The sequence below is a fragment of the Salmonella sp. SAL00670 genome (assembly GCF_046552235.1).
GTDB lineage: Bacteria > Pseudomonadota > Gammaproteobacteria > Enterobacterales > Enterobacteriaceae > Salmonella > Salmonella enterica.
Window position 1 is genome coordinate 627,455 of record NZ_JBGDUO010000001.1, and the last position, 13,991, is coordinate 641,445.

General features: G+C 52.8%; 16 protein-coding genes. 6 read left to right on the forward strand and 10 right to left on the reverse strand.

Features of this window, described 5'->3' with window-relative positions; genetic code table 11:
- Positions 1 to 215: 215 nt before the first annotated feature.
- Positions 216 to 1,421 carry a purine nucleoside transporter PunC gene (gene punC / locus ACLJRS_RS03145; protein ID WP_410957747.1) on the reverse strand — a complete coding sequence of 402 codons (1,206 nt, stop codon included), beginning with the start codon at positions 1,419 to 1,421 and terminating at the stop codon, positions 216 to 218.
- 112 nt (positions 1,422 to 1,533) lie between these two features.
- On the opposite strand from punC, the gene punR reads away from it, so the two are divergent.
- Positions 1,534 to 2,466 carry a DNA-binding transcriptional activator PunR gene (punR, locus tag ACLJRS_RS03150; RefSeq protein WP_000269523.1) on the forward strand — a complete coding sequence of 311 codons (933 nt, stop codon included), beginning with the start codon at positions 1,534 to 1,536 and terminating at the stop codon, positions 2,464 to 2,466.
- Here the strand turns inward: punR and purR are convergent.
- On the reverse strand, positions 2,463 to 3,488 hold the full coding sequence (gene purR, locus ACLJRS_RS03155; RefSeq protein ID WP_000190992.1) for an HTH-type transcriptional repressor PurR: 1,026 nt from the start codon (positions 3,486 to 3,488) through the stop codon (positions 2,463 to 2,465). The two genes, punR and purR, sit on opposite strands and share 4 nt — an antisense overlap.
- A 295-nt stretch (positions 3,489 to 3,783) precedes the next feature.
- On the opposite strand from purR, the gene ACLJRS_RS03160 reads away from it, so the two are divergent.
- Positions 3,784 to 3,873 carry a YnhF family membrane protein gene (locus ACLJRS_RS03160; protein WP_000102277.1) on the forward strand — a complete coding sequence of 30 codons (90 nt, stop codon included), beginning with the start codon at positions 3,784 to 3,786 and terminating at the stop codon, positions 3,871 to 3,873.
- An 82-nt stretch (positions 3,874 to 3,955) separates the two neighbouring features.
- Here ACLJRS_RS03160 and sodB read toward each other — a convergent pair whose 3' ends face one another.
- Positions 3,956 to 4,537 (reverse strand): superoxide dismutase [Fe], encoded by a 582-nt coding sequence (gene sodB / locus ACLJRS_RS03165; protein WP_000007292.1) that lies wholly within the window; start codon positions 4,535 to 4,537, stop codon positions 3,956 to 3,958.
- Positions 4,538 to 4,663: 126 nt separating this feature from the next.
- Entirely contained in the window at positions 4,664 to 5,485 is an 822-nt protein-coding gene (locus ACLJRS_RS03170; RefSeq protein WP_001520344.1) for a C40 family peptidase, read from the reverse strand.
- Between the two features lie 334 nt (positions 5,486 to 5,819).
- Here ACLJRS_RS03170 and grxD point away from each other — a divergent pair, with 334 nt between their 5' ends.
- Complete coding sequence (gene grxD, locus ACLJRS_RS03175) at positions 5,820 to 6,167, forward strand: monothiol glutaredoxin 4 (protein ID WP_000108176.1); 348 nt, start codon at positions 5,820 to 5,822, stop codon at positions 6,165 to 6,167.
- 77 nt (positions 6,168 to 6,244) lie between these two features.
- On the opposite strand, the gene rnt is transcribed toward grxD, so the two are convergent.
- The 4 genes from rnt to ACLJRS_RS03195 all read right to left on the reverse strand — a co-directional run bounded on the left by rnt (position 6,245) and on the right by ACLJRS_RS03195 (position 9,224).
- On the reverse strand, positions 6,245 to 6,892 hold the full coding sequence (gene rnt, locus ACLJRS_RS03180; RefSeq protein WP_001282268.1) for a ribonuclease T: 648 nt from the start codon (positions 6,890 to 6,892) through the stop codon (positions 6,245 to 6,247).
- Between the two features lie 100 nt (positions 6,893 to 6,992).
- A complete protein-coding gene (gene gloA, locus ACLJRS_RS03185) occupies positions 6,993 to 7,400 on the reverse strand; it encodes a lactoylglutathione lyase (RefSeq protein ID WP_001237787.1) in 408 nt (135 codons plus the stop codon).
- A gap of 68 nt (positions 7,401 to 7,468) precedes the next feature.
- Positions 7,469 to 8,566, reverse strand: coding sequence for an alkene reductase (locus ACLJRS_RS03190; protein ID WP_000092946.1), 1,098 nt, complete (start codon positions 8,564 to 8,566; stop codon positions 7,469 to 7,471).
- Between the two features lie 58 nt (positions 8,567 to 8,624).
- Positions 8,625 to 9,224 carry a TetR/AcrR family transcriptional regulator gene (locus ACLJRS_RS03195; RefSeq protein WP_001041823.1) on the reverse strand — a complete coding sequence of 200 codons (600 nt, stop codon included), beginning with the start codon at positions 9,222 to 9,224 and terminating at the stop codon, positions 8,625 to 8,627.
- 102 nt (positions 9,225 to 9,326) lie between these two features.
- On the opposite strand from ACLJRS_RS03195, the gene ACLJRS_RS03200 reads away from it, so the two are divergent.
- The 3 genes from ACLJRS_RS03200 (at position 9,327) to sodC2 (ending at position 11,114) form a co-directional block, all read left to right on the forward strand.
- On the forward strand, positions 9,327 to 9,566 hold the full coding sequence (locus tag ACLJRS_RS03200; protein ID WP_001538148.1) for a DUF1289 domain-containing protein: 240 nt from the start codon (positions 9,327 to 9,329) through the stop codon (positions 9,564 to 9,566).
- A 50-nt stretch (positions 9,567 to 9,616) separates the two neighbouring features.
- On the forward strand, positions 9,617 to 10,513 hold the full coding sequence (locus ACLJRS_RS03205) for an aldo/keto reductase family oxidoreductase (protein WP_000250733.1): 897 nt from the start codon (positions 9,617 to 9,619) through the stop codon (positions 10,511 to 10,513).
- 79 nt (positions 10,514 to 10,592) lie between these two features.
- Positions 10,593 to 11,114, forward strand: coding sequence for a superoxide dismutase [Cu-Zn] SodC2 (gene sodC2 / locus ACLJRS_RS03210; protein ID WP_000826820.1), 522 nt, complete (start codon positions 10,593 to 10,595; stop codon positions 11,112 to 11,114).
- Here the strand turns inward: sodC2 and ACLJRS_RS03215 are convergent.
- Both ACLJRS_RS03215 and ACLJRS_RS03220 read right to left on the reverse strand, forming a co-directional pair.
- Positions 11,090 to 13,129 (reverse strand): FUSC family protein, encoded by a 2,040-nt coding sequence (locus ACLJRS_RS03215; protein ID WP_000777638.1) that lies wholly within the window; start codon positions 13,127 to 13,129, stop codon positions 11,090 to 11,092. The two genes, sodC2 and ACLJRS_RS03215, sit on opposite strands and share 25 nt — an antisense overlap.
- Entirely contained in the window at positions 13,129 to 13,989 is an 861-nt protein-coding gene (locus ACLJRS_RS03220; protein ID WP_001538147.1) for an HlyD family secretion protein, read from the reverse strand. Before ACLJRS_RS03220 ends, ACLJRS_RS03215 begins: the two co-directional genes overlap by 1 nt.
- Between the last annotated feature and the right edge of the window lie 2 nt (positions 13,990 to 13,991).

Sequence of the window (13,991 nt, forward strand, 5' to 3'; positions counted from 1 at the left end):
ACGGAAAATTCCGTGAGCCAGTTATCCGACGTAGAACAGAGGAAGGGAGGAGCCCTTGCCGAAAAGGCCATCCATGGTGAATCGGGAACGCTCCGGTTCCCGTTAATGCCTAATAATTATCGTAATATAAACAATCGGGAATCAGTATAGGCCGCAATTTTTGATGATTCAACCGAAAATTGTTAGCGTGCTAATTACCAGCGGTTAACAAGTCTTTAGTGAGACTTGTCGTGGGCGACATTGGCATGGGGAAATTCGGACTCAGCGCAATCTGCATGAGACTGCATTTTGTAACCTAACGCCGCCAGAACAACGGTAGAGAGCATTACGCTGGTGGTGGTCAGCAGCGGCGTGCTGATGAGCCATGAAACCACCAGGCTTGCCAGGAAACATAACCCCAGTTGCAGCGTATTTTGTAGCGCCGCAGCGCGTCCCGTGGCTTGAGGGAAAGGGCGTAACGCTTGCGCGACGACGATAGGGTAGATGGCGCCATTAGCAATCGCCATTACGCAGAAAGGAATCAGGATCTTCACCAGTGAGGCATTATTCAGAAGGCCCGCTCCCCAGGTGGCGATAACGCTCAGCGCATACAGCCCTAACAGCCACGGAAGCAATTGGTAGCCCTGCCATTTTTGTAGCGCCGCGCGGCAACCATATCCGCCAATCAGAAAAGCGATGGTTTGCGGAACATAGCTCAGGCCAATCACTGCCGGGCTGTAACCCATCGCGCTGAGAATAAACGGGGACCCTGTTAGCCACGCAAAAAAGCTGGCGGAACAGGCGGCATAAATCAGCACATTACCGCGATAGGTTTTAGAGCGTAACAACGTCACGAAAGTGAGTTTATCCTGTCCCTCGGTACGCGCTTTTACCGATGGTTTTAAGCGCAGCGCCGGCAACATCAGCAACAACGTAATCACGAACAGGGTGGCGAAAATCGCCTGCCATGAGAAATGCGTCAGTATCCAGCTTCCCAGTAAGGGCGCAAGCGCCGGGGATAAGCCCACCAGTGGCATGATCGTGGCGAAGATACGGTTAATTTTTTGCGAAGGATAATAATCGGTCACCAGCGCTTGCCAGATTACCGTTGCCGCGCAAACGCCGACGGCCTGCACGAAGCGCAGCGTCAGCAGTGCTGCCGCGCTTTCTACCCACAGCATCCCCAGACTTCCGAGTGCAAAGATAGATAACCCCAGCAGTAAAATCGGTTTACGGCCATAACGATCCGATAGCGGTCCCCAGAGGAGTTGCGCGACGGCAAAGCCAGCTAAAAACAGGCTGAGGCTGGCGCTGACCGCGGCGGCAGGCGTTTGTAAATCCGCCTGTATGGCGGCAAACGCGGGCAGGTACATGTCCGTAGCCAGAAATCCCAGTACGCTAAGACCGGCTAACCAGACTAAAAAACCTTTTCCAGGTTGCATATTTGTTTCTCTTTCTTATCAGACAGACATTGTCGCAGAGTGTAGGGAGTGAAATTACGGTTGTGAAACGTTAATATTTGTCCAATGAATTCAAAATTTTTGTAGGCAAATTATGTGGTCGGAATACTCGCTTGAAGTGGTTGACGCCGTAGCGCGCAATGGCAGTTTTAGCGCGGCGGCGCAGGAACTGCACCGTGTGCCTTCAGCAGTCAGTTACACCGTTCGTCAGTTAGAGGAGTGGCTGGCCGTACCGCTTTTTGTACGACGTCACCGTGATGTTGAACTGACGCCTGCTGGCGTCTGGTTTTTAAAAGAAGGGCGTTCTGTTATCAAAAAAATGCAGATCACTCGCCAACAGTGTCAGCAAATTGCTAATGGCTGGCGCGGGCAGTTAGCTATTGCGGTGGACAATATCGTCAGACCAGAACGTACCCGGCAGATGATCGTCGATTTCTATCGCCATTTTGACGATGTGGAACTGCTGGTTTTTCAGGAGGTGTTTAACGGCGTCTGGGACGCGCTCTCCGACGGGCGTGTCGAACTGGCGATTGGGGCGACGCAGGCGATTCCGGTAGGGGGGCGTTACGCTTTTCGGGATATGGGGACCCTGAGCTGGAGCTGCGTAGTGGCAAGCGATCACCCGCTGGCGTCGATGCCTGGGCCGTTAAGCGATGATACCCTGCGCAACTGGCCGTCGCTGGTCAGGGAAGACACTTCGCGAACCTTACCGAAACGGATTACCTGGCTGCTGGATAACCAAAAAAGGGTCGTCGTACCGGACTGGGAGTCATCGGCAACCTGCCTGTCGGCAGGACTATGCGTGGGAATGGTGCCGACGCATTTTGCCCGACAGTGGATAGACAGCGGAAAATGGGTGGCGCTGACGTTAGAGAATCCGTTTCCCGATGCGGCCTGTTGCGTGACGTGGCAGCAAAACGAAGCCTCGCCCGCGCTGGCATGGCTGCTGGACTATTTGGGCGATAGCGAAACGTTGAATCGGGAGTGGCTGCGGGAGCCAGAAGAGGCTCCCGACAGTGGGGATTAACGCCGATAGTCGCGGAACGGGCCGTCAGCGACCGAGCGACGCTCAACCAGGCGTGGATGAACTTCAATAGACTGTGACTCTTCACGCTTATTGACGATGCGATCCAATAGCATATTAAATGCGGTTTCACCTAAAGAGTCTTTGGGCTGGTGAATCGTCGTCAGCGCCGGGGTAAAGAAACGGGCGTTACGCACATTGTCATAACCGATCACCGAAACGTCCTGCGGTACGCGAAGCCCCATTTCGTCAGCCGCGCAAAGCGCGCCCATCGCCATAATATCGCCGCCGCAGAAAACGGCGGTAGGGCGATGTGACTGCGATAAGATTTGCTGCATCGCGTGGTAACCGGATTCCGGCTCGAAGTCGCCCTGAACAATCCAGTTGTCCGGCACGTTGATCAGCGCCTCCTCCATGGCTTTCATAAAGCCTGCCAGCCGCCCCGCGCCGGTGTTGCGCTCCAGCGGGCCGGGAATAACGCCGATATCCCGGTGGCCGCGTTCAACCAGATAACGACCCGCCATATAGCCGCCTGCAAAGGCGTTATCAATCACCGTGTCGGTAAAATCGGCCTTCGCTTCACCCCAGTCCATCACCACCATCGGAATATGGCGATACTCTTCCAGCATGGAAAGCAGAGGTTCTGGATACTCAGAACACATCACCAGCAGGCCATCCACGCGCTTTTGCGCCATCATGGACAGGTAGGCGCGCTGTTTTTCCAGGTTATTCCAGGCGTTGCCTAAAATCAGCGTATAGCCTTTCTGGAAACAGTTTTTTTCAACTGCCTCGATAATTTCGGCAAAATAGGCCGCTTCGCTGCTGGTCGCCAGTAAGCCTATCGACTTGGTATGGTTAACCTTCAGGCTACGCGCGACGGCGCTGGGAGAGTAGTGCAGCTCTTTAATTGCCGCCCAGACCGCGTTACGCGTTTCTTCAGCGACAAAACGCGTTTTGTTGATTACGTGTGATACAGTTGTAGTGGAAACGTTTGCCCGTTTCGCTACATCTTTAATTGTTGCCATTACATTTCACTCCAGACCCTCGCTAAGCTCCTGAGAAACGCCAGGTAAACGTTTGCCTACACACACCCTAATCGCAACATCAGGGTTGCGGCACGCCGGAAAAACGACACGGAACGTCAGGAAGGGGTCAATGGCCGTTACGCTAATTCAGTAAGCCTGGAATTTTGTCTGATCTTGAGGAAAAGGGGAAGCGTTAAAAACAGTTATCAATATAAAACATGAGAGATTTTTGTGCGGGAATGTGCAAAAATGCGCTATATCACTTTTTGTGTGGGAATAAAAAGGAGAAAACTTGATGAGTACCGACCTGAAATTTTCGTTGATTACTACGCTGATTGTTCTGGGCGTGATTGTCGCAGGTGGATTAACGGCCGCTCTGCACTGATTTCCTCTCTTCTGAGGGTGGGCGTCTCCTCTATTCTATCCCTCTCTAAAACGCAGAAGGCGTACCTTCTGCGTACTCAGACTTATGCGGCGAGATTTTTCGCAACAAATTCCCAGTTAACCAGCGCCCAGAAATGCTCCAGATAGTTTGGACGGGCGTTGCGGTAGTCGATGTAATACGCGTGTTCCCACACATCAACCGTCAGCAACGGCATTGCATCCGTAGTCAGCGGCGTACCGGCATTTGAGGTAGAAACGATAGCCAGTTTGCCATCAGCGCTTTTTACCAGCCATGTCCATCCGGAACCAAAGTTTTTGATAGCGGCATCGGTGAACTGCGCTTTAAATTCCGCGAAGCTGCCAAAAGATGCCGCGATAGCATCAGCCAGTTTCCCGGTCGGTTCGCCGCCAGCGTTTGGCGCCAGGCAGTTCCAGTAGAAGGTGTGGTTCCATACCTGAGCGGCGTTATTAAAGATACCGCCTTCGGAGGCGCGCACGATCTCTTCCAGCGATTTGCCTTCAAACGCCGTGCCTTTGATCAAATTGTTAAGATTGGTCACGTAAGTCTGATGATGTTTGCCATAGTGATATTCCAGCGTCTCAGCAGAAATATGCGGCGCCAGAGCATCTTTGGCATACGGTAATGCAGGTAATTCGAACGACATTGCTTCTCTCCTTATTATTAATATTGCGCACGCACAATACCCCTGGTGCGCGTAAGGATAGGGTAGCAAATTGAGAGGTGGCGCAAAAGAAGAAGTTATCCTGTCGTTAAACGACAGGATAAAATATTAGCGAATTGTTTTAGGCGTCATCACCCGGCGGGCGCCGACATAATGACGTTGCCAGTACTCTTCGTTCAGTGAGGTGATCTTAATTTCCTGGCCGCTGCGCGGAGACTGGATAAACTTACCGTTGCCGACATAGACGCCAACGTGATCGGCGGTGCCGCGTCCCTGCGTACGAAAGAACACCAGATCGCCGTTTTTCAACTCGCTACGCTCAATAGGCGCCGCGTCACGCAGGTGATACATCTCATTCGCCGTTCGGGGGATACGGATCTTCACTAAATCTTTATAGGCATAATAAACCAGACCGCTGCAATCAAAACCGGTGCGCGGCGACGCACCTCCCCAGTGATACGGTTTACCAATCTGGTTCATGAGCTTGGACATCGCGGTTTTCGTCGCTTTTTGTACTTTTGCACGATGCGCATCGGCAATAGAGACCGGCAATGTTCCTTTCCCCTTCACGCAGTGCGGCTTACGGCCTTTACGCGTCGTGCATTTTTCCGTTACGTCGAGGGCGGCGATTGACGTGGGCGCGGTTCTGTTACGACGATGTGTCGTATGACGAGATTTCGTGGAGGCGGTGGTACGTTTTGGCGTAGAAGCGGAAGAAGAACGGCTGGTTTTTGAGGTTTTTTTTACGTTTTTTTTGCTGGTCTTACTGATCTTTTTCGTTGTGCTTTTCTTTTTATCTGCCGTTTTCGTGACATGAGAAACAGCAGGCGTCGCTTTGGCTTGCCTGGAAGCATGGGCCATTGGCGTAAAAGGGAGAGTAGTAAAAAGTAAAGCACAGAGCGTGATCGAGATTTTGTTTATCCGCGCCACTGAGCAATCCTCTGTTAAAGGCAGGCGATTCATGCCTGCGTATGATTTACAAAACCTGATAATTCTAATCTACAAAAGCACAGATTGGTAATTGCTTTTGGTTTCTGAAGCTGTGTTTCGTTAACAGATGTAAAAATATAGCAATTAATGCTAAACACGAACGCGTTATCTACAAATCACTGAGCGGCAACCCGCTTAAAAGATATTTTGTATACAACTTATTCCCGCAGACGGTAAAATAATAAGGCATGATGAAAATGTTATTTTCCGTTGCCAGCCTGACCCGTTACAATGACAGGCTTCAGTCGTAAAAGTAGTTTAAGGAAGCGAGACAATGAGCACCACTATCGAAAAAATTCAGCGCCAGATCGCTGAAAACCCGATTCTCCTGTATATGAAAGGTTCACCGAAACTGCCAAGCTGTGGTTTCTCTGCGCAGGCCGTTCAGGCGCTTTCAGCCTGCGGGGAACGTTTTGCCTATGTTGATATCCTGCAAAACCCGGATATTCGCGCTGAATTACCGAAATACGCCAACTGGCCGACATTCCCACAACTGTGGGTAGACGGCGAGCTGGTCGGCGGGTGTGATATTGTGATTGAAATGTATCAGCGTGGTGAGCTGCAGCAGCTTATTAAAGAAACTGCTGCAAAATATAAAACTCAGGAGCCGGACGCAGAGTAATCTGTGAAAGGGGAAAGCGACCTGTAAAGGTCGCTTTTTTACTGCCATAGAAAGCAAGAGCGGCGTTGTTAGCCTCGTTATTTGTCCGTCGACAAAGGTAACGGCCAGCCGCCCAGGCGCTTCCAGCGATTGACGATTTCACAAAACAGCACCGCTGTCCGCTCGGTATCATACAAAGCGGAATGGGCTTTTTCACCGTCAAACTCCATACCTGCCGCCAGGCACGCTTTTGATAACACCGTTTGTCCCAGCGCCAGTCCGCTCAATGCCGCAGTATCAAAGGTGACGAACGGATGAAACGGGTTACGTTTCAGCGAGGCGCGCTCTGCGGCGGCCATCATAAAACTGTGATCAAAAGTGGCGTTATGCGCGACCATAATGGCGCGGCTACAACCGCTGTCTTTGATACCTTTACGCACCATTTTGAAAATAGCGTGTAGCGCCTCATATTCACTCACCGCGCCGCGTAGCGGGTTAGAGGGATCGATACCGTTAAACGCAAGCGCTTCCGGCTGTAAGTTGGCTCCAGCGAACGGCTCCACATGGAAATGCAGCGTCATGTCCGGCATCAGCCAGCCTTGTTCATCCATTTTCAGCGTGATGGCGGCGATTTCGAGCAGCGCATCGGTTTTAGCGTTAAATCCTGCAGTTTCAACGTCGATGACGACAGGATAAAAACCACGAAAACGGTCGCACAGACCGGAAAGTTGAGCGTTATCGGACATCTGAGTCTCTTAATACGAAAAAATGCAGCGCGTATTATGGCAAATTTTACGCCGGGATGCAGTAAAACAACGGGCGCAGTGACCTGCGCCCGGCGGGGGATCAGTTACCCAGACCGCGGCCTGCGTCTTTAGCTTCAATCAATTCGATTTTATAGCCATCCGGATCTTCAACGAAGGCGATGATGGTCGAACCGCCTTTTACCGGCCCCGCTTCACGGGTCACGTTACCGCCGTTCTGACGAATGCGTTCACAGGCTTCAGCAGCATTGTCAACGCTCAGCGCGATATGCCCATACGCATTGCCCATGTCGTAGCTCTCAACGCCCCAGTTATAGGTTAGTTCGATGACCGCTTCTTCCGTTTCCGGACCATATCCCACAAAGGCCAGCGAGTATTTGTATTCCGGATTCTCACTGGTACGCAGCAATTTCATGCCCAGAACGTTAGTGTAAAAAGCGATGGAACGCTGCAAATCGCCGACGCGCAGCATAGTATGCAATAAACGCATTTTCGTTGTCCTTAAAATAGTCAAGATATTCAAAGTATAGCGGCGATGTGAGGCCGCTATCAATGAAATTACAGAGTAGGGTAGTCAGTGTAGCCTTCCGCGCCGCCGCCATAAAAACTTTCGGGACGCTGTGGATTAAGTTCCGCTTTACGTTGCAGACGCGCCACCAGATCCGGGTTAGCGATGTAATCGCGACCAAACGCCACGGCGTCAATCAGCCCTTTTTCGATCAGATCTTCCGCTTTTTCTGGCGTATAGGCGCCAGCGCCGATGATGGGACCGTGGAAACGCGCGCGCACTTTTTCACGGAACGCGTCGCTGTACGGTTCGCCGCCCGCCCAGTCTGGTTCAGACATATGCAGATAAGCGATGCCGCGTTTGCCTAACGCTTCAATCAGATAAAGGGCGTCAGCTTCTTCATTCGGGCCGTTATCGACATTCTGGAAAGTGCCGACAGGAGAAAGGCGGATGCCGATACGGTCCGCGCCCCATTCCTTAATGCCGGCATCAACCACCTCCAGCACCAGACGGGCGCGATTCTCTACGCTGCCGCCGTACCGATCGGTACGGTGATTAGAAGACGGTGAGAGGAACTGGTGCAGCAGATAACCATGCGCGGAGTGCAGCTCCACCAGATCGAAGCCTGCCTCTCGGGCATTGGCGATAGCCTGGCGGAAATCGTTGACGATCCCGGGGATCTCGTGAGTATCCAGCGCGCGCGGCGTGGAAGTCTCTACGCGGATGGCCTGGCCGTTTTCGTCACGCAAAGAGGTGCGGGTTCCCGCATTGATAGCGGATGGCGCGACGGGCGCTTGTCCGCCTGGTTGCAGGCTGGCGTGTGAAATACGGCCCGTATGCCACAGTTGCACCGCCATATGGCCGCCCTGGGTATGGACTCCCTGAGTGATTTTTTTCCAGGCGGCGATCTGCTCATCGCTGTGTAATCCCGGTGCGCCGGCATAGCCTTTCGCCTGTGCGGAGATTTGTGTGGCTTCGCTGATGATCAATCCAGCGCTGGCGCGTTGACGGTAATATTCCGCCATTAACGGCGTAGGAATGTCGCCCGGTTCAATACTCCGCAAACGCGTCAAAGGCGCCATAAATACGCGATTTGTCGCCGTGATGGCACCCACCTTGAGGGGGGTAAACAGTTTTGCTGATGACATAGTGGCTCCTGATATAAGTAGACCGGTCGTCTTGTAATAAAGGAAATAAAAACGCCCGTTACTGCTCAGGCGTTGCAATGATGGTCTTAACATGCGCCAACGCATTTTCCAGCGGCGCGGCGCTACGGGATATTTTGGCCTGCAAATTGGCGCCCAGCCACAGGGCATAAAGTACCTGCGCCTGTGGCAACGGCTGGCCGGTGAAATGTAAACAGTGGCTATTACGGCCATCTTCCAGCGCGCGTGCAAGCAGTGCCATGATCTCCTGCGCCCCTTTATCCATCGTAGAGCGCATATCCTCCGACAGATCGCAGACCTCCGCTGACAGTTTCACCGTCAGGCAACCGCTAATGGCGCCTTGCTGGCAAAACTGCTTTAACGTTTCCTGATACCAGGCGAGAAGACGATCGCGATGATTACCGGGACCGGAGGTGAAGTGCGCCGTAAGACGCTGATGATAGCAGGCGTAATGTCGCTCAAGCATGGCGACGCCGAAGGCTTCTTTCGAGCGAAAGTAGTGATAAAACGACCCTTTAGGCACCTGGGCGGTTTTGAGCAACTCGCTAAGCCCCATGCCGGTAAAACCCCGTTGCATACAAAGCTGCTCGCCGGTGGCCAGCAGATGTTCGCGGGTATCGTGTTCGGTTTGCTTATTCATGACAGGCAGTATAGTAGACCAGTCGGTCTACTGCAAACAGAGTTGCCATAATGTCAGTTAGCGTCTTCAATAGTCATAAGCGCCAAACGTTGAGGAGGGGATGTGGCCGAGCAGTTGGAGTTTTTTCCTGTAGCAAGCCCATGTCGCGGTATCTGCCAGTCTGATGAGCGTGGCTTTTGTCGGGGATGTATGCGCAGCCGCGACGAACGGTTTAACTGGCAAAAAATGAGCGATGCCGAGAAACAAAATGTACTGCGGCTTTGTCGCCAGCGTTTCTTGCGTAAAATACGCGCAAATAAGCCTCTCCCATCGGAAGATCCTCAACAACCTTCACTCTTTTAAACGCGGAATTGCGTATACTCAACCTCATTATTCTCTATGAGGAATCTGTTATGGTTCAGCGTGTCACCATCGCTCCACAAGGCCCGGAATTTTCGCGTTTTGTCATGGGTTACTGGCGTTTGATGGACTGGAGTATGTCCGCGCGTCAGTTAGTGAGTTTTATCGAAGAACATCTGGATTTGGGCGTCACTACCGTTGACCATGCGGACATTTATGGCGGTTATCAGTGCGAAGCGGCGTTTGGCGAGGCGCTAACGCTGGCGCCGCATTTGCGGGAAAAACTGCAAATCGTTACCAAATGCGGTATTGCGACCACCGCCAGAGCGGAAAATAGGCTCGGTCATTATATTACCGATCGCCGCCATATTATTCTGAGCGCCGAACAGTCATTAAAAAATCTGGCGACAGATTATCTGGATATGTTGTTAATTCACCGTCCCGATCCGTTAATGGATGCGGATGACGTCGCCGAGGCGTTTCAACATCTGCACCAAAGCGGCAAAGTGCGCCATTTTGGCGTTTCTAATTTTACGCCAGCACAATTTACGTTGCTGCAATCGCGCCTGCCTTTCACCCTGGCGACCAACCAGGTAGAGATCTCGCCGGTTCATCAGCCTTTGTTGCTGGACGGCACATTAGATCAATTACAGCAACTGCGTATTCGTCCGATGGCCTGGTCATGTCTTGGCGGCGGTCGGCTGTTTAATGATGAGGCTTATCAGCCGTTGCGCCAGGAACTTTCCGTTATCGCGCAAGAACTCAACGCCAGTTCTATTGAACAGGTGGTCTATGCCTGGATTTTACGTTTGCCGTCGCAGCCGCTGCCGATTATTGGCTCGGGTAAAATCGAACGCGTACGCGCCGCATTAGAAGCGGAAACGCTGTCATTGACGCGTCAACAGTGGTTCCGAATCCGCAAGGCGGCACTGGGTTATGACGTGCCGTAATCGCCAACTCGTTGACTTTCCGTACATGTTTTCGCCAGTGGTTTACACTTAACAGGCGACCACATGTAACGGAGGTTTTATGAAGCGATTAAGTTTAGCGATGGTGACGCTGCTGGCCTGTGCGGGTGCGCAGGCCGCCAGCGAGAAAGTAGAGATGAATCTGGTGACGGCGCAAGGCGTAGGACAGTCTATCGGCACCGTCGTCATCGATGAAACCGAAGGCGGCTTAAAATTTACCCCACACCTTAAAGCGTTGCCGCCGGGCGAGCATGGTTTTCACATTCATGCCAACGGTAGCTGCCAGCCCGCGATTAAAGACGGCAAAGCGGTTGCCGCAGAAGCCGCTGGTGGTCATCTGGACCCACAAAATACCGGCAAGCATGAAGGGCCGGAAGGCCAGGGGCATCTGGGCGACCTCCCGGTGTTAGTCGTTAATAATGATGGTATCGCCACCGAACCGGTTACTGCGCCACGTCTGAAGTCTCTTGATGAAGTGAAAGATAAAGCGCTCATGATCCATGTGGGCGGCGATAACATGTCCGATCAGCCGAAACCGCTCGGCGGCGGCGGAATGCGTTACGCCTGCGGCGTCATTAAATAACCCGGAGACAGTGTTCCCTGCGCTGGAGCCTGTTCCAGCTGCGACAGCGAACAGTGTAAACGCCAGATAATCGCCGCCAGCTCATGCGCGGCGGGTTGATGATGATGTGCGAGCGTGTCGCAGATACGCTGTAATTCCTGTAGCGTGACGGCAAGCGGGCGTTGCTGCACGCCGCGCTCGCTCATCACATCGCGCAGCAGGGATATACAAATATCCCGCACCCGGGAAAGCGGATCGGAACGCGACTCCCAGGCGCGCAGCTGCCACACCACATGCGAGCAGTTCAGCAGCACCACTCCCCAACGTAATAACCACCGGCGCGCCAGCGCATCCTGACTATTGCTGAGCTGACTGACGTGATGATAGGTCAGCGATTCAAACTCGCTTTCGTTATGGGAAGGGTGACGGCTAAGCTGATCGACGAAATCCCGGCGTAGCGCGCGGATATGGCGGCGGCTTTTTACGGCATCGGAACCGGGGCGCAAAATCGCAAACGCCAGCCAGGAAATCGCGACGCCGACGATCTTGGCGGTATTATCGTTAAGGAAGTCGGCGAAGTCGTACACCGGTGGATTGGTCACGGCGATGAATGAGCCCATAAAAACGATAAGCTGCCCCCACAGTCCCGCCAGCTTAGGCATCTGCAGTTTAAGCAGTTGCATCGTGACGAACAGCGGAAAAAGGAAAAGCAAGAATTGCCACAGATCGGTGATTTGCACCATCAGGCCAAATTTCACCACGAAGCTGAATAAGGACAGCAGCACTAAAGTACGCATCAATAAGGAAAGCGACTTAAACGGCGTGGCGACGATGGAGTAGAGGACGCAACTGATCGCCGCCAGGGTTAATGCGCCGGGCCCGGATTCCCATTGCGCGCCAATACTCCAGGCGCCAATTACCGTGAGCGTGCAAAAGGTACGCACGCCGCTCCAGATGGCCTCTGCGTTATCCGTATGCCGCGCAAGGCCGGGAGTGCGGCGGATATGGATTTGATCTACCGGCGCGCCGCTTTCGATCAGATATAACTGACGGCTGCTGCGCAGATATAGCTGGCAAAAATAGCGTAATCGCTGCCAGAACGCGAGGTGACGATAATCCTGTTCATCCTGCGGGCGTAGCGGCGCAATAATCCGCGCCACGGTGTAGCTGTCCGCGCGCGGTTTTGCCAACTCAGCTAAGAGTTGTTCAATGACTTCGCGGCTGTTTTCCGGCGGCGTCGGCCAATTTAAAAGCATTCTACGCAGACTGGAGATCACGCTGGTTAGCCGTAATTGCTGGTGTAACAATGCATTTAGCAATGCATTCTGGCGGCGAAAACGGTAGTGACTCCAGAAGGCCTGAATACGCAGCAGGTTCATGGTCAGGATTTGCCCAATGACCCCCTCATGCGCGGAGCGGATAGCGTCGGTAGTCTCCGGCTGCCACAGTAGACTGGCATGTTCCAGCAAGCGCGCATGCATGTTTTTCAACGCGGTGAGCAGGGCGGTACCATCCGATGTGCTGGGTAGGATCATCATCATCATGCCGCCACAGAGGATGCCGACGATAACTTCACATACACGTGCCTGGGCGATATCCCACAACTGCGTGATTTCTACAATATTAACCATCGGGAACGCGATGATCGCCGCCGTGTAGCCGGACAACTGGAAAGCATAAGCGGCATTATTGGTAAAATGCGCGCAGGCCCAGGTACAAAAACCGATCCAGACGGCCATGCTAAATAAGAACAACCAGGGTTCATTCAGCGTATGGCCGGCAATAATCAACGCGGCGGTCGCGCCGAGTAAACTCCCGGCAATACGCCCCAGACTTTTACTGATTACGCCGCCTACGGTCGGAAAGCTCACCACTGCGGCCGAAGTCATCGCCCAGTAGGGCTCATCCAGATTGAGATAATAAGCGAATGTCAGCGCGAGACACATGGCAATGGTATTGCGCAACGCGTAACGCCACTGGCCGGAGGTCGCTTTAAACCAGGGCGTATTTCGCAGGGCTGGCAGGGAGAGTTTCATTACCGCTGCCCAATGGCTACGCTGCAGGTAGTGCCGGAGACGAGCGTGATATCCTGCGGCAAAGCGTCAAATTCGATACGTACCGGTACGCGTTGCGCCAGACGTACCCACGGTACGTTGGGTTTAATATCGGGCACTAAACCGGAGTCACTTTCCACGCTTTGGTCGTAAATAGCGCGCCCGATACTGCCAACGTGACCCTGTAACTTAACATTGCCACTATACAGTGTTATTAATGCAGGCTCACCTTCGCGGATATGGCGTAGTTTGGTTTCTTCGAAATATCCCATTACATAAAATGAATGGCTATCTACCAGGGCGAAAAGTGGCTTACCGGTACTGGCATAATCACCGGTACGCGTGGAAAGGTTGGTCACCCAGCCGGATACCGGCGCTTTTACTTCCGTCTGGCTAAGCTGCCACTGCGCCTGTTTTAACGTCGCCAGTGCGACATCTACGCTGGCCTGCATCGCTTTAACATTCAGATTGGCGCTATCCAGATCTTCAGCAGAGATGTAGTTACGCGATAAATGTCGACGTCGATCGGCTTCATTATTCGCTTTTGCCAGATCGGACTGCGCTTTGGCCAACTGCGCCTGCGCGTTAAGTTCTGCAATATGGAAGGGCGTTTTATCAATGACAAAAAGAACGTCCCCGGCGTTGACGAACTGATTATCTTTGATATTGAGTTGGGTAATGCTGCCAGAAACCTGCGGCGTTACGCTGACCTGTTCCGCGCGGATTTTACCATCGCGCGTCCACGGTGACTGCATATAGTAATTCCATAACCACCATGCGGCCAGAACGGCGACGACGGCGACAATGAGAGTAGAAAAATATTTTATTGTTTTTAACGACATAT

Coding starts and splice junctions, on each gene's coding strand:
- punC (WP_410957747.1), bottom strand. CDS start 1,421: ATGCAACCTGGAAAAGGTTTTTTAGTCTGGTTAGCCGGTCTTAGCGTA.
- punR (WP_000269523.1), top strand. CDS start 1,534: ATGTGGTCGGAATACTCGCTTGAAGTGGTTGACGCCGTAGCGCGCAAT.
- purR (WP_000190992.1), bottom strand. CDS start 3,488: ATGGCAACAATTAAAGATGTAGCGAAACGGGCAAACGTTTCCACTACA.
- ACLJRS_RS03160 (WP_000102277.1), top strand. CDS start 3,784: ATGAGTACCGACCTGAAATTTTCGTTGATTACTACGCTGATTGTTCTG.
- sodB (WP_000007292.1), bottom strand. CDS start 4,537: ATGTCGTTCGAATTACCTGCATTACCGTATGCCAAAGATGCTCTGGCG.
- grxD (WP_000108176.1), top strand. CDS start 5,820: ATGAGCACCACTATCGAAAAAATTCAGCGCCAGATCGCTGAAAACCCG.
- rnt (WP_001282268.1), bottom strand. CDS start 6,892: ATGTCCGATAACGCTCAACTTTCCGGTCTGTGCGACCGTTTTCGTGGT.
- gloA (WP_001237787.1), bottom strand. CDS start 7,400: ATGCGTTTATTGCATACTATGCTGCGCGTCGGCGATTTGCAGCGTTCC.
- ACLJRS_RS03190 (WP_000092946.1), bottom strand. CDS start 8,566: ATGTCATCAGCAAAACTGTTTACCCCCCTCAAGGTGGGTGCCATCACG.
- ACLJRS_RS03195 (WP_001041823.1), bottom strand. CDS start 9,224: ATGAATAAGCAAACCGAACACGATACCCGCGAACATCTGCTGGCCACC.
- ACLJRS_RS03205 (WP_000250733.1), top strand. CDS start 9,617: ATGGTTCAGCGTGTCACCATCGCTCCACAAGGCCCGGAATTTTCGCGT.
- sodC2 (WP_000826820.1), top strand. CDS start 10,593: ATGAAGCGATTAAGTTTAGCGATGGTGACGCTGCTGGCCTGTGCGGGT.
- ACLJRS_RS03215 (WP_000777638.1), bottom strand. CDS start 13,129: ATGAAACTCTCCCTGCCAGCCCTGCGAAATACGCCCTGGTTTAAAGCG.
- ACLJRS_RS03220 (WP_001538147.1), bottom strand. CDS start 13,989: ATGTCGTTAAAAACAATAAAATATTTTTCTACTCTCATTGTCGCCGTC.